This window comes from Microbacterium sp. CnD16-F, assembly GCF_024124465.1.
GTDB classification, from domain to species: Bacteria; Actinomycetota; Actinomycetes; order Actinomycetales; family Microbacteriaceae; genus Microbacterium; species Microbacterium gawkjiense.
On sequence record NZ_JAMXSA010000005.1, the window covers coordinates 1 to 20959 of the forward strand.

The following is a 20959-nucleotide window of genomic DNA, read 5'->3' on the forward strand; positions in this document are numbered from 1 at the left end:
CCCAACGCGCGTGGGAGGCGGCGCACCGCGCAGGCCGCTGGGCGGGCGACGCGGCGGGCTTCGGCACGTCGGCGGCCATCCTCCTGGGCGACCTCCTGGTGGCGTGGAGCGACGACCTCCTCGAAGAGGGCCTGCTGGCCGCCGAACCGAGCGCCGCCGCCCGCGCGCGCGCCGAGTTCGCCCGCATGCGCCGGGAGGTCACCGTCGGTCAGTTCCTCGACATCGCCGAGGAGTCGGTTCACGTCGTCGCGCCCGTCGACACGCACCCCGACCGCGCCCTGCGCGTGGCGTCGCTGAAGTCCGCGCGCTACAGCGTGCAGCATCCTCTCCAGCTCGGCGCGGTGCTCGCAGGCGCGGACGACGACCAGTACGCCGCCCTCGCCGCGTTCGGTCACCCCGTCGGCCTCGCCTTCCAGTTGCGGGACGACGTTCTCGGCGTCTTCGGCGACACGACCGTCACGGGCAAGCCCGTGGGAGACGACCTGCGCGAAGGCAAACGGACGCTCCTCGTCGCCTACACCCGGGCCGCGCTGGCACCAGGGGCCCTCGCCGTCTTCGACGAGCTGATCGGCGACCGGGACCTGACGCCCGAACAGGTGTCGCACCTGCAGCAGACGATCGTCGACACCGGTGCGCTCGCGCGCGTCGAGGATCGGATCGCGGAATGGGCGGCCGAGGCCGACCGCGCCCTCCGCGGCGCACGCCTGGGTCACGCAGCCGTCAGCGAACTCCGCGACCTGGCGCGCGCGGCGACCGTTCGCACCGCCTGAGCGACGACCGCCCCGGCGTCGGACCCCGCGGGGTCAGGCCAAGGACTGCGCGACGCGACGGACTTCGCTCTTGCGGCCCTGTCGGAGGGCATCGATCGGAGCGACGCCGATCGAGTCCTCGGGCGCCAGCAGCCAGTCGATCGCCTCGTCGTCCGAGAACCCCGCATCCTGCAGGACGATGATCGTCCCCCGGAGTGCGGAGATCGGAGATCCGTCCACGAGGAAGACGGAGGGGACCCGGGGCGCCCCGAATCGCCGCGACGCGATCAGCTGGTGCTCGTCGAGCATCCGGCGCACGCGTCCGAGGGGTTCGCCGGTCAGCTCGACCAGCTCGGGAAGACTCAGCCAATCAGTGGACACGGTCGCGTCAGAACTCACCCCTCCACTATCGCATCCGCGCCGACGCGGCGTTCATCACACCAGTCACACGCACCTCATCCATTGACACCAGCAACACGGCCGTGACACGGTTCTGCGGGGGGATCGACGAGCTGGGACCGAACGAAGGAACACCTGTGCGCCGTAACGACCTCCTGTCCACCGCCCTGCGCGACAAGCGCAGCCCTGCCGTCATCGGCTCGATAGCACTCTCGATGTCGCTCCTGCCGATGGACGCGGCACAGGCCGAGGAGCACCGGCGGAACACCCCGGAACCCGTCGCGGCCAGATCCGCGACCGAGTCCGCCACCGCGGCCACCGTCGTCGGCAGCCCGGCGGCGCGGAAGGCCGTGAAGACCCACGTCGTCGCCCGGGGCGACACGGTCAGCGCCATCGCCGCGGCGAACGGCGTGCGCACCGCCGACGTCCTGGCCTGGAACGGCCTGGGCTGGCGGTCGATCATCCGACCCGGTGACGTCCTCCGTCTCGGTCCGAAGAGCTCGGGGCGGGATGCCGGGCGCACACCGGCAGCGGCGGCTCCGGCATCCACCTACACGGTGAAGCGGGGCGACACCCTCTGGTCCATCGCCACCCGCCACGGCATGGGCGTCGCCGCCCTCGCTCGGGCCAACGGACTGGGATCGTCGACGATGATCCACCCGGGGCAGAAGCTGACGATCAGGTCGGTGGCCGCCACTCCTGCCGCCGCCTCCCGCCCCAGCGCACCCCGACCCGAGAAGGCCGGCCCCGTGCACGAGGTGTCCGCGGGCGAGACGCTCTGGGCGATCGCGCAGCGCAGCGGTGTCAGCCTCGGGCGCCTGCTCGCCGCCAACGGCCTGGACGAGGGCTCGATCATCTATCCGGGACAGAAGCTCCGCATCCCGACCGCCGCGGCGCCCTCCCCCGCCTCGAGTGGCGCGGCTTCCGTCGCCCTGGACGCCGAGCAGATCGCCAACGTCAAGACGATCATCGCGGTCGGACGCGAGCGCGGCGTCTCGCGCGACGGCATCGCGATCGCCCTGGCCACGGCGATGGTGGAGTCCTGGATCCGCAACCTCGACGGCGGCGACCGCGACTCGGTCGGCCTCTTCCAGCAGCGCCCGAGCGCGGGCTGGGGCTCGGTGGCCGAGATCCGCGACCCGCGACGGTCCGCGGCGGCGTTCTACGGCGGCTCCGCGGACCCCAACGGCGACCGGACCCGCGGCCTGCTCGACATCGAGGGGTGGGAGGACATGGCCTTCGGCGACGCGGCCCAGGCCGTGCAGATCTCCGCCTACCCCGAACGGTACGGACCCTGGGAGGCGCAGGCGTACCGCTGGCTCGAGACGTACGGGTGATTTCGTCGGCCGACCGGCTCCGGGGGTGAGGCGTTACCCGGGCTCGCAGGGTCCGCTCCGTAGACTTCTGACGTGAACGCCACCCCGCAGACCGACCCGCTGATCGGCCGCCTGGTCGACAGCCGGTACCGGGTCCGCGGGCGCATCGCCCGAGGCGGCATGGCCACCGTGTACGTCGCGACGGACCTGAGGCTCGAGCGGCGCGTCGCGCTCAAGGTGATGCACGGCCACCTCTCCGACGACACCGTCTTCCAGAACCGCTTCATCCAGGAAGCACGGTCGGCCGCGCGGCTCGCCGACCCCCACGTCGTCAACGTCTTCGATCAGGGCCAGGACGGCGAGATGGCCTATCTCGTCATGGAGTACCTCCCCGGGATCACGCTGCGCGAGCTGCTGCGCGAGCAGAGGCGCCTCACGCTTCCTCAGACGATCACGATCATGGATGCGATCCTGTCGGGTCTCTCGGCGGCGCACCGCGCGGGGATCGTGCACCGCGACGTGAAACCCGAGAACGTCCTGCTCGCCGAGGACGGCCGGATCAAGATCGGCGATTTCGGCCTTGCCCGCGCGTCGAGTGCGAACACCGCCACCGGACAGATGCTGCTCGGGACGATCGCCTACTTGGCGCCCGAGCTGGTGACGCGGGGGACGGCGGACGCCCGCAGCGACATCTACGCGCTCGGCATCATGCTTTACGAGATGCTCGCGGGCGAACAGCCCTACAAGGGCGAGCAGCCGATGCAGATCGCCTACCAGCACGCGACCCACTCGGTTCCGCGCCCGAGCGTGAAGAACCCCGCCGTGCCGGAGCAGCTCGATGAGCTCGTGCTGTGGGCCACCGAGCGCTCGCCCGAGGACCGTCCGAACGACGCGCGCGAGATGCTCGACCGCCTGCGCGAGATCGAGAAGCAGCTGGGCGTGTTCCCGCAGGTGGTGCGCTCCACCCCCACCGGGACGAAGGTCGTCGTCGACGACTCGCTCGACTCCGACGAGGTGACCCGCGTCATGCCCGGCACGTTCACGGCACCGAGCGTCACGACGGAGGTCGACAACGCCACCCGCCTGCGGCGACGCACGCACCGCAACGCGGTCAAGGGCGGTTGGCTGCTCGCCGTGGTCCTCGTGCTGGCCGCCGGTGCCGGCCTGGCCGGATGGTGGTTCGGCAGCGGTCCCGGTTCACTCGTCGCCGTCCCGACGGTGGTCGGGATGAGTTTCGACGACGCCGAGGACCTGCTGGCCGAGAACACCCTCGTCGCCCGCCGCAGTGACGTCCACAGCCTGGAGGTCCCCGCCGGGGAGGCGATCGGGACGGACCCCGGCACCGGCGAGTTCGTCGACCGCGACTCCCCGGTGACGGTGCAGATCTCCGCCGGTCCCGCCACCGCCGAGTTGCCGGCCCTGCAGGATCGGGCGCGCGCCGAGGCCGAGTCGCTCCTGGCGGAGAACAACATCACGGTCGCCGAGACCAAGAACTACTTCACGAGCTTCGCCGCGGACCGGGTCGTTCGCGTCTACGTCACTCAGGCGGGAACGCCGGATCCGGTCGAATGCACCGAGGGCTGCTCGGTCCTTCAGGGCTCGACGGCGGAACTCCGCGTCTCGCTCGGCCCGCTCCCCGACGTCGCCGGAACGCCGGCGGACGAGGCCGCGAAGACCCTCCGAGACGTGGGGATGGAGGTCGAGGAGACCCGCGAGTACAGCAACGACGTCGCCGACGACCTCGTCATCCGCGTCGCCGATCGACCCGGCGGCGGCTCCTGGCAGCAGGGCGAGAAGCTGACGCTGGTCGTCTCCGACGGCCCGCGCCCCGTCGAGGTGCCCAACGTCGTCGGCGAGACGGTGCGCACCGCCGTCGACCGGTTGCAGTCGGCCGGATTCGAGGTCAACCCGAACATCGAGGACCTCGAGCTCCCGCTCGGCGGACGCTACTGGGACGTCTACCGGGTGCAGGCCATGACGCCGGACGGCGGGACGCTGCAGCGCCCCGGGACGACCGTCAGCCTCACACCGCAATTCCAGCCCTTCGGCTGATCCCCGGCATCCGTTCTTCGCCAACGACGAGGGCCCGGCGGTCGATCACCGCCGGCCCCTCGTGTCGCCTCGTCAGCGGTTGCCGAGCTCCTCGGCGACGAGGAAGGCGAGCTCGAGCGACTGCATGTGGTTCAGGCGCGGGTCGCACAGCGACTCGTAACGCGTCGCGAGGGTCGCCTCGTCGATCATCTCGGAACCGCCCAGGCACTCGGTCACGTCGTCGCCCGTGAGCTCGACGTGGATGCCGCCCGGGAACGTACCGACCGCGCGATGCGCCTCGAAGAAGCCGCGGACCTCGTCGACGACGTCGTCGAAGCGACGCGTCTTGTAGCCGGTCGGCGTCGTGATCCCGTTGCCGTGCATCGGGTCGGTCACCCAGAGCGGCGTGGCACCGGCATCCTTCACCGCCTCCAGCAGCGGCGGGAGGGCGTCGCGGATCTTGCCGGCGCCCATCCGCGTGATGAAGGTGAGCCGCCCCGGCTCGCGCTCGGGGTCGAGCTTGTCGATGAGGGCCAAGGCGGTCTCGGGCGACGTGCTCGGTCCGAGCTTGACGCCGATGGGGTTGCGGATCTTCGAGAAGTAGTCGACGTGGGCGCCGTCGAGGTCGCGGGTGCGCTCCCCGATCCACAGGAAGTGCGCCGACGTGTTGTACGGCGTGTCCGTGCGCGAGTCGATGCGCGTCATCGGGTGCTCGTAGTCCATCAGCAGACCCTCGTGACCGGTGTAGAACTCCACGCCGCGCAGCTCGTCGAAGTTCGCCCCCGCGGCCTCCATGAACTTGATGGCCCGGTCGATCTCGCCCGCGAGACGCTCGTAACGCTGGTTCGCGGGGTTCTTCGCGAAGCCCTGATTCCAGCTGTGCACCTCGCGGAGGTCCGCGAACCCGCCCTGCGTGAAGGCGCGGATGAGATTCAGCGTCGACGCCGCGGTGTGGTACCCCTTCAGGAGCCGCTGCGGGTCGGCGGTGCGCGAGGCCTCGGTGAAGTCGTAGCCGTTGACGATGTCGCCGCGGTATGCGGGCAGGGTGACGTCGCCGCGCGTCTCGGTGTCGCTCGAGCGCGGCTTGGCGAACTGACCCGCCATGCGCCCCATCTTCACGACCGGCATCGATGCGCCGTAGGTGAGGACGACCGCCATCTGCAGGACCGTCTTGATGCGGTTGCGGATCTGCTGTGCCGTGGCACCCGCGAAGGTCTCGGCGCAGTCGCCGCCCTGCAGCAGGAAAGCCTGGCCCGCGGCGGCGTTCGCCAGGCGGGCGCGGAGGTTGTCGACCTCGCCGGCGAAGACGAGGGGCGGAAGGGTCGCGATCTCGGCGGAGACGGCGGCGACCGCATCCGCGTCGGGCCACAACGGCTGCTGCTTGATCGGGAGCGAGCGCCAGTGGTCGAGAGGAGTGGGCATCCGCCAATTCTAGCGGCGGCGGACGGCGCCCCCGGCCGTGTGACGGGGGGCCGCGACGGCGCAGCGAGAGCTCAGGAAGCGGATGCCGGGCGCCGGTGCTTCACCGTGGAGGCGTAGACGTCCTCGTACTCCTGCTCCCCCATGCGCTGGAGGGCCACCATGATCTCGTCAGTCACCGAGCGCAGGACGAAGCGGTCGGACTCCATGCCGTGGAAGCGGCTGAAGTCGAGGGGCTCGCCGATGACCATGCCCACCCGGCCGACCCGCGGGATCGACCGGCCGATCGGCATGACGTCGTCGGTGCCGATCATGACGACCGGGATCACCGGGACGCGCGCCGTCAGCGCCATCCGCGCGAGGCCCGTGCGACCGCGGTACAGCTTGCCGTCGGGGCTGCGGGTGCCCTCGGGGTAGATCCCGAGCAGGTCGCCGCGACCGAGCACCTGAAGTCCGGTGTTCAGGGATGCCTCGGAGGCCTTGCCGCCCGTGCGGTCAATCGGGATCTGGCCGGTCCCCTGCATGAACACTCGCGTGGCCCAGCCCTTCAGCCCCTTGCCCGTGAAGTAGTCGCTCTTGGCGAGGAAGGACATCGGCCTGTCGATCATCAGCGGCAGGAAGATCGAGTCGCTGACCGACAGGTGGTTGCTGGCGATGATGGCGGCCCCGGTCGCCGGGATGTTGCTCCGACCCACGATCCACGGACGGAAGATCGCCTTCACGATCGGTCCGATGATGAGGTACTTCAGGACCCAGTAGACCATCTCAGACCCGGCCTCCCGCGAGGTCGGCGACGCCGATCAGGCCGGCGTCGTTGCCGAGGGTGGCGATGGCGAAGGATGCGACCGGCCGCTCGCCGTAGCCCGGCAGCGCCGTCGCGTAAGCCTCGCGCACCGGGTGGAGGAGCCGCTCCCCCAGGTCGGCGACACCGCCGCCGATGACGAACAGGGCCGGGTCGAGGACGGCCTGGAAGCCGCCGCACGCCTCACCGAGGGCCGTCGCGACGCGGTGAACCGCCTCGAGGGCGCCGGCGTCGCCGTCCGCGATGAGGCGCTCCATGGCCGCTGCCGGCACGATCCCGTCGGCGGTCCGCGCGGCGGCGAGGCCCGCGCCGAGGGCGCCGGATGCCGCGATGTCCGCCGCTTCGCGCTGCAGGGCGCGCCCCGAGGCGTACTGCTCGAGGCATCCGCTCTGACCGCAGCCGCAGGGGCGGCCGCCGCGCTCGAAGCGGATGTGGCCGAGCTCGCCGCCGATGCCGTTGCCACCGACGAGCAGCTCGCCGTCGATGATCGCGGCGCCGCCCACTCCCGTGCCCAGGGTGATCATCACCATGTCGCGGACGTCCCGACCGGCACCGAAGCGGAACTCGCCCCACCCGGCCGCGTTGGCGTCGTTCTCGAGGGTGACGGGACGTCCGATGCGTCGCTCCAGCTCGTCGCGGAGCGGCTCGTCGGTCCAGTCGATGTTGGGGGCGTGCAGGATGACGGACCGGCTCGCATCGATGAAGCCGGCCGCGGCCACGCCCACGGCGTGCACCACCCGGTCGGTGACGAGGTCGTCCACCATGGCGGCGACGGCGTCCGCCAGCGCGTGGGGATCGGCCGGGGTGGGGACACGGCGCCGGTCGACGATCGTGCCCTCCGGGTCGACGATGCCTCCGGCGATCTTGGTCCCACCGATGTCGATGCCGACGTTGAGCACACCACTCCCCTCCGCGCGTGCGGGCGCACGGCATCCGTGAGTCTAACGGGGCGCGACGGGCCGCCGCGGCCGTGGGATCGAGGATCACGATGGCCTAGACTCGGTCGCACCTGCCGCCACCCGGTACCGAAGGAGTTGCCGCCCATGAGCGCCGTACAATTCGACGTCCCCGCCGTTGTGCCCGCCGACCCGACCTCGAACACCTCGGACATCCTCGTCGAGCGGGTGAAGGCGACGCCGTCGCTGGCCCTGTTCGCGGTCCCGGACGGGGACGGATGGCGAGACGTCACCGCAGCGGAGTTCCACCGCGAAGTGATCGCGCTCGCGAAGGGATTCGCGGCCAGCGGCATCCAGCCCGGCGACAAGGTCGCCTTCCTCGCACGGACGACCTACGACTGGACCCTCGTCGACTTCGCGCTCTTCTTCGCAGGAGCCGTCATGGTGCCGGTCTACGAGACCAGCTCCGCGTCGCAGATCAACTGGATCCTCACCGACTCGGGCGCCGTCGCGATGGTGGTCGAGAACGCGACCCACGCCGAGCGTGTCGCCGAGATCCGCTCGGAGGTCCCGCTCGTGCGCGAGGTGTGGACGATGGGCACCGGGGACCTCGACAGCCTGCGCGCACGGGGCACCGAGATCACCGACGACGAGATCGAGCGCCGCCGCTCACTGGCCAACGCCGACGACATCGCGACCCTCATCTACACGTCGGGGTCGACCGGCCGACCCAAGGGCTGCGTCCTCACCCACAAGAACTTCGTCGAGCTCTCCCGCAACTCCGCCAAGGCGCTCCACGAGGTCGTCGAGCAGCCCGGGGCCGCGACCCTCCTCTTCCTCCCCCTCGCGCACGTGTTCGCACGGTTCATCTCGATCCTCAACATCCACGCCGGGGTGAAGACGGGCCACGAGCCCGACACGACGAAGCTGCTCGCCGGACTCGGCTCGTTCAAGCCGACGTATCTGCTCGCGGTGCCACGCGTGTTCGAGAAGGTCTACAACTCGGCCGAGCAGAAGGCGGAGGCCGGCGGCAAGGGCAAGATCTTCCGGGCCGCGGCCGCCGTCGCCGTCGAGCACTCCCGCCGCCTGCAGGACGGCGAGAAGATCCCGCTCGGGATGAAGATCAAGTTCGCGCTCTTCGACCGCCTCGTCTACAGCAAGCTGCGCACCGCGATGGGCGGGCGTGTGACGCACGCCGTCTCGGGATCGGCGCCGCTCGGGCCGCGTCTCGGTCACTTCTTCCACAGCCTCGGCGTGCAGATCCTCGAAGGCTACGGGCTCACCGAGACCACCGCGCCGGCGACCGTGAACCTCGCCACGAAGTCCAAGATCGGCACGGTGGGCCCCGCGCTACCCGGCGTCGGCGTCCGGCTGGGCGAGGACGGCGAGATCGAGGTCCGCGGCATCAACGTCTTCAAGGAGTACTGGCGCAACCCCGAGGCGACCGCGGAGGCCTTCCACGACGGCTGGTTCCGCACGGGCGACATCGGGACCTTCGACTCCGAGGGCTACCTCACCATCACGGGACGCAAGAAGGAGATCATCGTGACGGCCGGCGGTAAGAACGTCGCCCCCGCCGTCCTCGAGGACCCCATCCGCGCGAACCCCATCGTCGGGCAGGTGGTCGTCGTGGGCGACCAGAAGCCGTTCATCGGCGCCCTCGTCACGCTCGACCGCGAGATGCTGCCGACCTGGATGTCCAACAACGGACTCGCCGCCGACATGCCCATGTCGCAGGTGATCACGCATCCGAAGGTGCTCGCCGAGGTGCAGTCCGCGGTGGACCGCGCCAACAAGGCGGTCTCGCGCGCGGAGTCGATCCGCAAGTTCGTGATCCTCGACACCGAGTGGACCGAGGCATCCGGTCACCTGACGCCGAAGATGAGCATCAAGCGGAACGTGATCCTCGCGGACTTCGCCGGCGACATCGAGGAGCTGTATCAGGCGAACGTGTCCACCACGAACATCTCCCTCGGGAACTGACCCGCACCCCCTCACATGACGAAGGGCCCCGGCGATCCGGGGCCCTTCGTCATGTGCGCGTCAGAACCAGTCGGACTCGCGCACTTCGCGCATCGCCTGGCGCCGGACGTCCTTCGGCAGGCGGTCGAGGTACAGCATCCCGTCGAGGTGGTCACATTCGTGCTGCAGCGCCTGTGCGAGCAGCCCCTCCCCCTCGATGACGAGCTCGTCACCGTGCAGGTCGATGCCGGTGACTCGCGCCCAGGGGTGGCGGAGGGCGTCGTGCCAGAGACCGGGGACCGAGAGGCATCCCTCCCCCGTCGGCACCGGATCGCCCGCGACCTCGAGGGTGGGGTTCAGGATGTACCCGATGACGCCGTCGACGTTGTAGCTGAAGGCGCGGACGCCGACGCCGATCTGCGGCGCCGCGACGCCGGCACGACCCGGTTCGGCGACGGAGTCGACCAAGTCCGACACCAGGCTGACGACGCCCTCGTCGATGTCCTCGATGGGGGCGCACACCGACCGCAGGACGGGGTCGCCGAACAGGCGGATGGGACGGACCGCCATCAGCGCACCGTTCCCGCCGCGCGCAGCCCCTCGACGACGACGGCCGCCAGCTCGCGGGCGGCGAGGCGCGTCGCGCCGGCCAGCTCGCGGAACGAGATCGGACCGCCGGTCGCGATGTGCGCGTCGTACGGAATGGTCACGACCGCGCGCACGCGGCTGCGGAAGTGGGATTCGAGCTCGCTCGGCTTGATGAGGCTCGCCCCCGGCCGGGAGGTGTTGAGCACGACCACCGCGTTGCGGGCGAGCTCGCCGTACCCGTTCGTCTCGAGCCACGACAGCGTCTCGGAGGCCAGCTTGGCCTCGTCGACGCTGCGTCCGGCGACGATGAGGATCTGGTCGGCGAGCTCGAGGGTCGCGTCCATGACGGAGTGCACGATGCCGGTGCCGCTGTCGGTGAGGACGATCGAGTAGTAGTGGGCGGCGATGGCGGCGACGTCGTGGTAATCGCGGTCGCTGAACGCCTCGGACAGGTGCGGGTCGGCATCGGAGGCCAGGATGTCGAGGCGCGTCTCGTCCCGCGCGACGATCCCGGAGAGGTCGTTGAACCCGGTCACGTCGGCGCGCGCACGGACGAGGTCGCGCACGGTCTTGCCGCTCGTGCGCTCGATCCGCTCGGCGAGGGTGCCGCGGTCGGGGTTCGCGTCGACGGCGATGATGCGGTCCTCGCGCGCGTCGGCGAGGGCCATCCCGAGCAGAGTGGTGACACTCGTCTTCCCGACGCCGCCCTTGCGCGAGAGCACGGGCACGAACTTCGCTCCGCCGGTGAGCGGCGCGGTGATGCGGCGGTCGAGCTCCTTGCGTGCGCGGACCTTCGGGCTCTCCGCGAGGAGGACCCGACGGAAGCTCGCGGCGTAGACGAGACGCTGCCAGGCGCCTTCGGGCTCGGGCGCGGCGACGCGGGACCGGTCGATGAGCCGATCGGCGGTGAGCAGGTCCGGGCTCTCGCGGTCGGCCGAGAGCTGGTCGAGACGGCGGGACTGCAGGGGTTCCTCGTCGACGCGGACCCCGCGCACACGCTCGAGGGCGTGCTTGTCGGCTCCCGCGGGATGGTGGATCGCACGCCGGGTCACCCCCGTCACCGGCGGGACCGTCGCCGGGACGACCTCCGCGTCGACGATGTCGCCCTGAGTGTCGGCTGTCGGCGCAGGAGTCTCGCCCTCGCTCCGGGATGCGGAGACGACGGATGCCTCGTCGTGGCCGTCGTCCGAGGTCCGCTCGGCCTCGTCATTCCCGACCGGGGCGATGTCGTCGTCGTCGACGTAGTCGTCGTCATCGTCCGCGAGCGCCGGGAGCGTCAGGTCGATCTGGGCCGTCGTCCCGTCGACGATGCCGATGCCGGTCGTCTCGAGGTTGTCGGTGCGCTCGAGCACACCGTTGTCGACGTCCTCGGACATCTCGTTGTCGCGCTCACGCATCACGGGGGTCACTCCTGGTGGATCTGGGGCCTCGGAAAGCCCGACGCACCAGGTTAGTCCGCGGGACGGACCACGAGCAAAAGGTCACCCGCCTCCACCTGCGCGGTGGGGGCGATGACGATGCGCTCGACGACGCCGTCGACGGGGGCGGTGATGGCCGCCTCCATCTTCATCGCCTCGATGGATGCCACGGGCTCCCCCGCGCGCACCTTCGCACCCTCGTCGGCCTTCACGGTGACGACACCCGAGAACGGTGCGGCGACCTGACCCGGCTTCGACGTGTCGGCCTTCTCGGCCTGGCGGGCCTCGACGGCGACCGAGCGATCGCGGACGGTGACCGGCCGCAGCTGACCGTTCAGGGTCGCCATGACCGTCCGCATCCCCTTGTCATCGACTTCGCCGATCGCCTCGAGACCGACGTAGAGCTGCACGCCCCGCTCGATCTCGACCACGTGCTCCTGGCCCGGCTTCATCCCGTACAGGTAGTCGATGGTGTCGAGGACGCTGAGGTCGCCGAACGTGTCACGGACCTCGTGGAACGCCTTCGTCGGAGCGGGGAAGAGCAGCCGGTTGAGCTTCTCGCGTCGCGTCGCCGAGTCCGCGTCGAGAGCCGCGGCATCCTCTGCGGAGATGTCGGTCACGCCCACCTTCACGGAGCGTCCCGCGAGCACCTTCGACCGGAAGGGCTCCGGCCAGCCGCCGGGCAGGTCGCCGAGCTCGCCGGCCATGAAGCCGACGACCGAGTCCGGCACGTCGTACTTCTCCGGGTTCGCTTCGAAGTCAGCCGGGTCGGCCTTCACGGCCGCGAGGTGCAGGGCGAGGTCGCCCACGACCTTCGACGAGGGCGTGACCTTCGGGACCCGGCCGAGGATCCGGTTGGCCGCGGCGTACATGTCCTCGATGAGCTCGAAGTCCTCCGACAGCCCGAGGGCGATCGCCTGCTGACGCAGGTTCGAGAGCTGGCCGCCGGGGATCTCGTGATGGTAGACGCGCCCGGTGGGGCCGGGCAGACCCGACTCGAACGGTGCGTAGAGGTTGCGGACCGCCTCCCAGTACGGCTCGAGGTCCGAGACCGCCTGCAGGTCGAGTCCGGTGTCGCGCTCCGTGTCCGCCAGCGCGGCGACCAGCGCCGACAGCGAGGGCTGGCTCGTCGTGCCCGACATCGGCGCGGCGGCCGCGTCGACGGCATCCGCTCCGGCCGCACTGGCCGCGAGGAGGGTCGCCAGCTGACCGCCGGCCGTGTCGTGGGTGTGCACGTGGACCGGCAGGTCGAAGCGCTCCCGGAGGGCCGACACGAGCCGCGCCGCGGCAGCCGGACGCAGCAGCCCCGCCATGTCCTTGATCGCGAGGATGTGGGCGCCGGCATCTACGACCTGCTCCGCGAGGCGCAGGTAGTAGTCGAGCGTGTACAGGTCCTCGGCGGGGTCGAGGAGGTTGCCGGTGTAGCAGATCGCCGCCTCGGCGACGGCGGTGTCGGTGGCGAGGACCGCCTCGATCGCGGGCCGCATCTGACTGACGTCGTTGAGCGCGTCGAAGATGCGGAAGATGTCGACACCGGATGCCGCGGCCTCCGCGACGAACGCATCCGTGACCTTCGTCGGGTACGGCGTGTAGCCGACCGTGTTGCGACCGCGCAGCAGCATCTGGATCGCGACGTTCGGCAGGGCGGAGCGGAGGGCGTCGAGACGCTCCCACGGGTCCTCGCCGAGGAAGCGGAGGGCGACGTCGTAGGTCGCACCTCCCCACGCCTCGACCGACAGCAGCTGCGGGGTGAGCCGGGCGACGTGCGGGGCGACGCGGACGAGGTCCTTCGTGCGCACGCGGGTCGCGAGCAGGGACTGGTGTGCGTCGCGGAAGGTCGTCTCCGTGACGGCGAGTCCGTCCTGCGCGCGGAGCGCCTCGGCGAAGCCCTTCGGGCCGAGCTCGCGCAGACGCTGCCGCGACCCGGGGGCAGGCGCTGCATTCAGGTCGACGGCCGGCAGCTTCGCGGCGGGGTCGGTGTGGACCGGGCTGTCGCCGTTCGGGCGGTTGACCGTGACGTCCGCGAGCCAGGACACGATCTTCGAGCCGCGGTCCTTCGACTCACGCCCCTGCACGAGCTCGGGCCGCTCGTCGATGAACGCCGTGCTCAGGTCGCCGGCGGCGAAGGCCGGGTCGTCGAGCACCCGCTGCAGGAACGGGATGTTCGTCGACACACCGCGGATGCGGAACTCCGCCAGCGCGCGACGGGAGCGGACGACCGCGGCCTCGAAGTCGCGCCCCCGGCACGTCAGTTTGGCCAGCATGGAGTCGAAGTGCGGGCTGATCTGCGAGCCGGCCGCGGTCGTCCCGCCGTCCAGACGGATGCCGGCACCGCCCGGCGAGCGGTAGGTCGTGATCTTGCCGGTGTCGGGGCGGAAGCCGTGCGCGGGATCCTCCGTCGTGATGCGGCACTGCAGGGCAGCGCCGCGCAGGTGGATCTGCTCCTGGCGCAGGCCCAGGTCCTCGAGGGTCGCGCCCGCGGCGATGCGCATCTGCGACTGCACGAGGTCGACGTCGGTGACCTCTTCGGTGACGGTGTGCTCGACCTGGATGCGGGGGTTCATCTCGATGAACACGACCTCGCCCGCACGGGAACCGGCGGTCTCCAGGAGGAACTCGACGGTTCCCGCGTTCACGTACGAGATGGACTTCGCGAACGCGACGGCGTACGCGTAGAGGTCGCGGCGGATCTCGTCCGAGAGGCCCGGCGCGGGTGCGATCTCGACCACCTTCTGGTGGCGACGCTGCACCGAGCAGTCGCGCTCGAACAGGTGGACCGTGTTCCCCGCCGCATCCGCGAGGATCTGCACCTCGACGTGACGCGGCCGCTGCACGGCCTGCTCGAGGAAGACACGCGGATCCCCGAACGCGCTCCCCGCCTCGCGCATCGCCTCCGACAGCGCGGGCGGGAGGGCGTCGGGGTGCTCGACCCGCCGCATCCCGCGACCGCCGCCGCCGGCGACGGCCTTCACGAAGATCGGGAAGCCGATATCGGATGCCTGCGCGACCAAGGCGTCGATGTCGTCCGACGCCTCCGTCGAACGCAGCACCGGCACACCCGCGGCGATCGCATGCTGCTTGGCGGTGACCTTGTTGCCGGCCATCTCGAGCACCGTCGAGGACGGACCGATGAAGGCGATCCCATGGTCGGCGGCCTTCGCGGACAGCTCGGGATTCTCCGACAGGAATCCGTAGCCCGGGTAGATCGCATCGGCGCCGCTCTCGAGCGCAACGCGGATGATCTCGTCGACGTCGAGGTACGCGCGGACGGGGTGGCCCACCTCGCCGATCTGGTACGCCTCGTCGGCTTTCAGCCGGTGCAGCGAGTAGCGGTCTTCATACGGGAAGACGGCGACCGTCCGCGCCCCGAGCTCATACGCGGCGCGGAATGCGCGGATGGCGATCTCTCCGCGATTGGCGACCAGAATCTTGCGAAACATGCTCTTCACCTCACTGGGTGCGGGGCCACTCCGTCGGGGCCGCCGAGGTACGGGCTGAGTACCCTCACAGCCTAGGGGACGGTAACGTGGTCGCTTGTGCACGTACTCTCCGTCAGCTCCCTCAAAGGTGGCGTCGGCAAGACGACCGTGACCCTGGGCCTCGCCTCCGCGGCGTTCGCGCGCGGGGTGCGGACCCTTGTCGTCGACCTGGACCCGCAGTCCGACGTGTCGACGGGCATGGACATCCAGGTGGCGGGTCGGCTCAACGTCGCCGACGTCCTCGCCAACCCCAAGGAGAAGGTGGTCCGTCAGGCCATCACCTCGAGCGGCTGGGCGAAAGTGCACCCCGGCACGATCGACGTCATGATCGGCAGCCCCTCCGCGATCAACTTCGACGGTCCGCACCCGAGCGTCCGCGACGTGTGGAAGCTCGAGGAGGCCCTCGCGACCATCGAGGCCGACTACGACCTGGTGCTCATCGACTGCGCGCCATCGCTGAACGCCCTCACGCGCACCGCGTGGGCGGCATCCGACCGCGTCGTCGTCGTGACCGAGCCGGGCCTCTTCTCCGTCGCGGCAGCGGACCGTGCGCTCCGCGCGATCGAGGAGATCCGCCGCGGCCTGTCCCCCCGCCTGCAGCCCCTCGGCATCGTCGTCAACCGCGTCCGCCCGCAGTCCATCGAGCACCAGTTCCGCATCAAGGAACTGCGCGACATGTTCGGGCCGCTCGTGCTGACCCCCCAGCTCCCCGAGCGCACCTCCCTGCAGCAGGCGCAGGGTGCGGCGAAGCCGCTGCACATCTGGCCCGGCGACTCCGCGCAGGAACTCGCCGCCGACTTCGACTCGCTGCTCGACCGGATCGTCCGCACGGGTCGCATCCCCGTCTCGGGCGCCGCCTCCCCCGCCTGACCGTCCGGCACCCGGACGCGCGAGAGCATCCTCCGCGCGTGCGGGAATGCGGCGTGCGTCAGGCGGAGCGCGCGGCCCGACGAGCAGCCAGCTCGTCGACCTGTTCCGGCTGCTGGGCCTCGAAGTCGACCAGGGTGGTCTCGACCTCGCGGAGGACCTTGCCGACGGCGATGCCGAAGACGCCCTGCCCGCGGCTGACGAGGTCGATGACCTCGTCGTTGGAGGTGCAGAGGTACACCGACGCACCGTCGCTCATGAGGGTCGTCCCCGCAAGATCGCGGATACCCGCCGCGCGCAGCTGATCGACGGCGATGCGGATCTGCTGGAGCGAGATCCCCGTGTCGAGGAGCCGCTTCACGAGCTTCAGAACGAGGATGTCGCGGAACCCGTAGAGCCGCTGCGATCCCGAACCGTTCGCGCCGCGGACCGTGGGCTCGACGAGCTCGGTACGGGCCCAGTAGTCGAGCTGCCGGTAGGTGATGCCGGCAGCGCGTGCCGCCTGGGCTCCGCGGTAACCGACTTCGTCGTCCATCTCGGGGAGGCCGTCAGTGAACAGGAGTTCGGTCGAGAACTTCTGCTCGCCCAGCGCATCGTGCGCGGTCATCGGGGCCTCCTGCGGGTGATCGGTGATTCCACGCTAGAGGACCGAGGTGCCTCCGGCAACGACATCCGACTCGTCGCGTCCGGCGTGTCGCGGACGGTCACGGGGTCAGACGATCGAGCGCTGCGGCGACGAACACCTGTCGGATCTCTTCCAGCCGACGGGCCAGTTCGGGTGCGATCTCGTTGGCCTTCGCTCGGGAACCGGCATCCGCGCGGCGCAGCAGCGGGGCGATGGCGCTCTCGATCAGCGACACCTCGCGCTCGGCGCTCTGCCGGATGGTGCGGATGTGGCGGGGCTGGATCCCGTGCGCGTCGAGCGCGACGAGGGAACGGAGCACGCCGAGCGCACGCTCGTCGAACGAGTCGGAGGGCGCGATGAGACCGGCGGACACCGCTTCGTTCAGCAGCGTCGCCGAGGCGCCGGCGGTGCTGAGGAGCTCGTCACGACGGTAGCGACGCGAGGTCTGGACGATGGATGCCGGCGGGACGGGCGCCACATCGTCGCCGTGCTCCTCGAGGTACTCGCGGATCCGGGCCAACGGGATGCCGAAATCACGCTGCATGCTCAGGGCCGTGCGCAGCCGCTCCACGTCGGCGGCGGAGAACTTGCGGTACCCGGACTCGGTGCGGACGGGCGTGACGATCCCCTGCACCTCGAGGAAGCGGAGCTTGCTCGCGGTGAGGGCGGGGAACTCCGGGCTCAAACGGGCGAGGACCTGGCCGATGCTCAAGGACCCCGAGGACGCAGCTCGTCCCCGGGTGGCGGCGGCCGGGCTCACGCGCCGATCGCCCGCTCTGCCGGAGCGACGAAGAAGTTGAGGCGGAACTTGCCGACGCGCACCTCGGCCCCGTCGGTGAGGGTCGCGCGGTCGACACGCTCGCCGTTGACGTAGGTGCCGTTGAGCGAGCGCTGGTCGATCAACTCGAACGTGGCGCCCGTGCGGGTGATTTCCGCGTGACGCCGGGAGACGGTCACATCGTCGAAGAAGATGTCGGCCTCGGGGTGGCGGCCCACGGTCGTCACATCGGTGTCGAGCAGGTACCGCGCACCCGCCGTCGGCCCGGACCGGACGATGAGGAGCGCGGCACGCGCCGGGAGGGCGTTGATCGCCTCGACCTCGGCGGCCGTCAACTCGGTGCCGAAGGGCACGAAGGAGAGGTCCGAGTCGTGCCCGAACGTCTGCGTCGAATCCACAAGACGCGGGTGCGCCGACGTCTCGGCACCCCGATGGATGTCGCCGCCCGGTCGCTGATTCTCGTCCACGATGTCCTCCTTCTCCCACAGTAACCGATCGCTCCCGCTCACGGTGGCCGGGTCCACGCCGAGGCGACATGGTAGCGGGCCCGTGGCGCAGACGACAGGGCCGGGGAGCGGCGGCATGCGTTCGATTAGCGTCGCCACCATGTCGACGTCCACGAACCCCCGCATGCGCCGTCGCGGTGGCGCGATCGCCGCCGCAGCGGTCGCCGCCGCGCTGCTGCTCGCTCCCGCCTCCCCCGCCGCGGCCCACGACGAGTTGCTCAGCTCCGATCCGGCCGCCGACGCCGTCCTCGGAACCACCCCGGAGGAGATCTCGCTGACGTTCAGTGCGACGCCCTCGACGGAGTCGGGTGCGACGGTCGTGGCGGTCTACGACGAATCGTGCCGTTCGCTGGCCGCCGGGGATCCCGAGGTCGCGGACAACGTCGTCACCCAGGCGGTCGACGGACCGGTCGAGGGGGCGGTCCTCGTCCAGTGGCGGATCGTCTCGAGCGACGGGCATCCTCTCTCGGATCAGTTCACGTTCTCGGTGGGTGAGGACGGGAAGGTCGCGGCGGTCGAGGAGTGCGGCGAATCGGCCGGCGAGCAGGCGGAAGGGTCGTCGGAAGGGTTCAACGCGGTCCCCTACGCGGTGGGCGGAGGCATCATCTTCCTCGCCGTCGGCGTCGTGATCGCGGTCGCGATCGTCCGCGGTCGACGGGGCGAGACGAAGGAGTTAGGCCACCGGCAGCGGACTAGGCTGGACGCATGCCTCACTACGACGTCGTCATCCTCGGTGCCGGCCCCGGCGGCTATGTCGCGGCCGTCCGCTCCGCACAGCTCGGACTGTCCACCGCCATCATCGAAGAGAAGTACTGGGGCGGTGTCTGCCTCAACGTCGGGTGCATCCCCTCCAAGGCGCTCCTGAAGAACGCGGACCTCGCGCACACCTTCACCCACAAGGCCGACCTCTTCGGCATCAGCGGTGACGTGAACTTCGACTTCGGCACCGCATGGGACCGCAGCCGCAAGGTCGCCGAGACCCACGTCAAGGGCATCCACTTCCTCATGAAGAAGAACAAGGTGACCGAGTACCAGGGTCGCGGCTCGTTCATCGACGCGAAGTCCATCGAGGTCACGAAGGAGGACGGCTCGAAGGAGACCGTCACGGCCGACAACGTGATCATCTCGACCGGCTCGACCGTGCGTCTGCTGCCAGGTGTCACCCTCAGCGAGAACGTCGTCACCTACGAAGAGCAGATCCTCACGCGCGACCTGCCGAACTCGATCGTCATCGTCGGTGCCGGCGCGATCGGCATGGAGTTCGCCTTCGTGATGAGCAACTACGGCGTCAAGGTCACCATCATCGAGTTCCTCGACCGCGCTCTCCCCAACGAGGACGTCGAGGTCTCGAAGGAGATCCAGCGGCAGTACAAGAAGTACGGCATCGAGATCCTCACCTCGACCAAGGTCGAGTCCGTCGTCGACTCGGGCGACAAGGTCACCGTGTCGTACTCCGCGAACTCCGACGGCGCGAAGGGGCAGATCGAGGCGGACAAGGTCCTCATGTCGATCGGGTTCGCCCCGCGCGTCGAGGGCTTCGGACTCGAGAACACCGGTGTCAAGCTCACCGACCGCGGTGCCATCGAGATCGACGACTACATGCGCACGAACGTCGACGGCGTCTACGCCATCGGCGACGTGACCGCCAAGCTGCAGCTCGCGCACGTCGCCGAGGCGCAGGGCGTCGTCGCCGCCGAGACGATCGGCAAGGCGGAGACGCAGACGCTCGGGGACTACCGCAACATGCCGCGTGCGACGTTCTGCTCGCCGCAGGTGGCCTCATTCGGCCTCACGGAGCAGCAGGCGCGCGACGCCGGCTACGACGTCAAGGTCGCGAAGTTCCCCTTCTCGGCCAACGGCAAGGCCAACGGCCTGGGCGAGCCGGTCGGGTTCGTGAAGCTGATCGCGGATGCCGAGCACCTCGAACTGCTCGGCGGCCACCTCATCGGCCCCGACGTGTCGGAGCTCCTGCCCGAGCTGACGCTCGCGCAGAAGTGGGACCTCACCGCCCTCGAGGCCGCGCGGAACGTGCACACGCACCCGACGCTGTCGGAGGGCCTGCAGGAGGCCTTCCACGGCCTCGCCGGCCACATGATCAACCTCTGATCAGGCAGGGAAGACCTATCGGAACGAATGGGTCTTCAGTAACCTGACGATCACGACTGACGCCGCCCCGAACGAAGCCGGGGGCGGCGTCAGCGCGTTGTGGCCTGGGGGTCAGAGACCGAGGGCGCGCTCGAGCTTGGAGCCCGACCCCGACACCTCTCCCCCGACGGCGCGGACGAGCTCGTCCGCCGCGGCGAAGAGCGCATCGCGGGCCGCGGCATCCGTCGGCGCGGCCGGACCGAGCTCGAGCTCCCACTCGCGCCAGGACGTCTCGACACCCCGGCGGACGTCGGTGGCCGTGACCCTGTCGTCGACGAACTCCGCGAGGAGATTCCCCTCCGCATCGAGGAGCGCATACGCGGTGCGGGCGTTGCGGATGCGCGCGAGCGGCGCGAACGGGGGCGATGCGACAGGGGCGAGGACATCCTCGATCGCCGCGGGCACCACGATGGCATCGGAGCCCGCGGCATCCAGCGGCCAGCGCGACTCCGCCTTGCCTTCCGGCGTCACGCGCTTGATGTGCCAGCCCTCGTCGGGTCCGCCGCTGCGGCGCCGGAGCGCGACGCGCGCCCGTCCCAGCGCGCCGTCGGCCGTGTCGAGGTAGTGCGCGTCGAGCTCTCGCGGTTCGGGTGCGCCGACACCGGCGACGCCGGGAAGCCGAGCCCAATCGGGCAGCGGCGTCCCGGCGTCGACGTCGTACGTGCGCTCGATCTCGAGCGAGTGCTCCGGCTCAGTCGTCAAGGGTCGAACGGTCGTCGCGCTCGTCGGCGGACGGATCGATGTCGTCCTGCGCGGCGACGAAGCGGAAGTCGGCGGACGTGGGTCCGTCTCCCTCCCCGGTGTTCTCGTCGGCACCCGCGCGCTCGTAGGTGATCTGCGTTTCGCTGTAGGGCAGGATCAGCCGATCCGTGTCCTCCTCGAGCGGGATGACCTGGCCGTCGAGCGGGCCGCCGTGAAGTCGTGCGATTGCCATGATGTACCTCCGACACCGACTCTAACCCGGCGCCCCGACGGCTCC

At 70.4% G+C, this 20959-nt stretch carries 18 protein-coding genes and 1 pseudogene; 7 read left to right on the forward strand and 12 right to left on the reverse strand.

The window, feature by feature from the left end:
* On the forward strand, positions 1-770 hold a 770-nt coding region (locus tag NH287_RS02345; protein ID WP_253034328.1), incomplete at its 5' end, for a polyprenyl synthetase family protein.
* 33 nt (positions 771-803) lie between these two features.
* On the opposite strand, the gene NH287_RS02350 is transcribed toward NH287_RS02345, so the two are convergent.
* The gene (locus tag NH287_RS02350; protein WP_253034397.1) at positions 804-1130 is read right to left on the reverse strand and encodes an Rv2175c family DNA-binding protein; all 327 of its coding nucleotides are present in this window, start codon (positions 1128-1130) and stop codon (positions 804-806) included.
* A 155-nt stretch (positions 1131-1285) separates the two neighbouring features.
* Between NH287_RS02350 and NH287_RS02355 the strand changes: the two genes are divergently transcribed.
* Positions 1286-2485: a LysM peptidoglycan-binding domain-containing protein gene (locus NH287_RS02355; protein ID WP_253034329.1), complete on the forward strand. Its 1200-nt coding sequence runs from the start codon at positions 1286-1288 to the stop codon at positions 2483-2485.
* Positions 2486-2557: 72 nt separating this feature from the next.
* Positions 2558-4516 (forward strand): Stk1 family PASTA domain-containing Ser/Thr kinase, encoded by a 1959-nt coding sequence (gene pknB, locus NH287_RS02360; protein WP_253034330.1) that lies wholly within the window; start codon positions 2558-2560, stop codon positions 4514-4516.
* 72 nt (positions 4517-4588) lie between these two features.
* Here pknB and NH287_RS02365 read toward each other — a convergent pair whose 3' ends face one another.
* The 3 genes from NH287_RS02365 to NH287_RS02375 form a co-directional block, all read right to left on the reverse strand.
* Complete coding sequence (locus tag NH287_RS02365) at positions 4589-5917, reverse strand: class II 3-deoxy-7-phosphoheptulonate synthase (RefSeq protein WP_064002353.1); 1329 nt, start codon at positions 5915-5917, stop codon at positions 4589-4591.
* Positions 5918-5988: 71 nt separating this feature from the next.
* Entirely contained in the window at positions 5989-6678 is a 690-nt protein-coding gene (locus tag NH287_RS02370; RefSeq protein ID WP_064002354.1) for a 1-acyl-sn-glycerol-3-phosphate acyltransferase, read from the reverse strand.
* Between the two features lies 1 nt (position 6679).
* The gene (locus NH287_RS02375) at positions 6680-7615 is read right to left on the reverse strand and encodes an ROK family glucokinase (RefSeq protein WP_253034331.1); all 936 of its coding nucleotides are present in this window, start codon (positions 7613-7615) and stop codon (positions 6680-6682) included.
* Between the two features lie 144 nt (positions 7616-7759).
* Between NH287_RS02375 and NH287_RS02380 the strand changes: the two genes are divergently transcribed.
* Positions 7760-9595, forward strand: coding sequence for a long-chain fatty acid--CoA ligase (locus NH287_RS02380; protein ID WP_253034332.1), 1836 nt, complete (start codon positions 7760-7762; stop codon positions 9593-9595).
* Positions 9596-9655: 60 nt separating this feature from the next.
* On the opposite strand, the gene NH287_RS02385 is transcribed toward NH287_RS02380, so the two are convergent.
* Genes NH287_RS02385 through NH287_RS02395 form a run of 3 tightly spaced genes read right to left on the reverse strand, consistent with a single transcriptional unit; the run spans position 9656 to position 15020 of the window.
* The gene (locus NH287_RS02385) at positions 9656-10144 is read right to left on the reverse strand and encodes a peptide deformylase (RefSeq protein WP_253034333.1); all 489 of its coding nucleotides are present in this window, start codon (positions 10142-10144) and stop codon (positions 9656-9658) included.
* A complete protein-coding gene (locus NH287_RS02390; RefSeq protein WP_253034398.1) occupies positions 10144-11559 on the reverse strand; it encodes a MinD/ParA family protein in 1416 nt (471 codons plus the stop codon). Before NH287_RS02390 ends, NH287_RS02385 begins: the two co-directional genes overlap by 1 nt.
* Before the next feature lie 53 nt (positions 11560-11612).
* The gene (locus tag NH287_RS02395; protein ID WP_253034334.1) at positions 11613-15020 is read right to left on the reverse strand and encodes a pyruvate carboxylase; all 3408 of its coding nucleotides are present in this window, start codon (positions 15018-15020) and stop codon (positions 11613-11615) included.
* A gap of 96 nt (positions 15021-15116) precedes the next feature.
* On the opposite strand from NH287_RS02395, the gene NH287_RS02400 reads away from it, so the two are divergent.
* Positions 15117-15929: a ParA family protein gene (locus tag NH287_RS02400; RefSeq protein WP_064002359.1), complete on the forward strand. Its 813-nt coding sequence runs from the start codon at positions 15117-15119 to the stop codon at positions 15927-15929.
* 58 nt (positions 15930-15987) lie between these two features.
* On the opposite strand, the gene NH287_RS02405 is transcribed toward NH287_RS02400, so the two are convergent.
* From NH287_RS02405 to NH287_RS02415, 3 genes are all read right to left on the reverse strand, one after another.
* On the reverse strand, positions 15988-16533 hold the full coding sequence (locus NH287_RS02405; RefSeq protein WP_253034335.1) for a MerR family transcriptional regulator: 546 nt from the start codon (positions 16531-16533) through the stop codon (positions 15988-15990).
* Between the two features lie 97 nt (positions 16534-16630).
* Positions 16631-17263, reverse strand: coding sequence for a MerR family transcriptional regulator (locus NH287_RS02410; protein ID WP_064002361.1), 633 nt, complete (start codon positions 17261-17263; stop codon positions 16631-16633).
* A 44-nt stretch (positions 17264-17307) separates the two neighbouring features.
* The gene (locus NH287_RS02415; protein ID WP_253034336.1) at positions 17308-17796 is read right to left on the reverse strand and encodes an FHA domain-containing protein; all 489 of its coding nucleotides are present in this window, start codon (positions 17794-17796) and stop codon (positions 17308-17310) included.
* 163 nt (positions 17797-17959) lie between these two features.
* Between NH287_RS02415 and NH287_RS02420 the strand changes: the two are divergent.
* Both NH287_RS02420 and lpdA read left to right on the forward strand, forming a co-directional pair.
* A pseudogene (locus tag NH287_RS02420) lies at positions 17960-18313 on the forward strand (copper resistance CopC family protein); the annotation flags it as partial.
* Between the two features lie 227 nt (positions 18314-18540).
* On the forward strand, positions 18541-19941 hold the full coding sequence (gene lpdA, locus NH287_RS02425) for a dihydrolipoyl dehydrogenase (RefSeq protein WP_253034337.1): 1401 nt from the start codon (positions 18541-18543) through the stop codon (positions 19939-19941).
* Positions 19942-20052: 111 nt separating this feature from the next.
* Here lpdA and NH287_RS02430 read toward each other — a convergent pair whose 3' ends face one another.
* Both NH287_RS02430 and NH287_RS02435 read right to left on the reverse strand, forming a co-directional pair.
* Entirely contained in the window at positions 20053-20682 is a 630-nt protein-coding gene (locus tag NH287_RS02430) for a CYTH domain-containing protein (protein ID WP_253034338.1), read from the reverse strand.
* On the reverse strand, positions 20672-20914 hold the full coding sequence (locus NH287_RS02435) for a response regulator (RefSeq protein ID WP_253034339.1): 243 nt from the start codon (positions 20912-20914) through the stop codon (positions 20672-20674). The genes NH287_RS02430 and NH287_RS02435 overlap by 11 nt, the downstream gene beginning before the upstream one ends.
* Positions 20915-20959 lie beyond the last annotated feature (45 nt).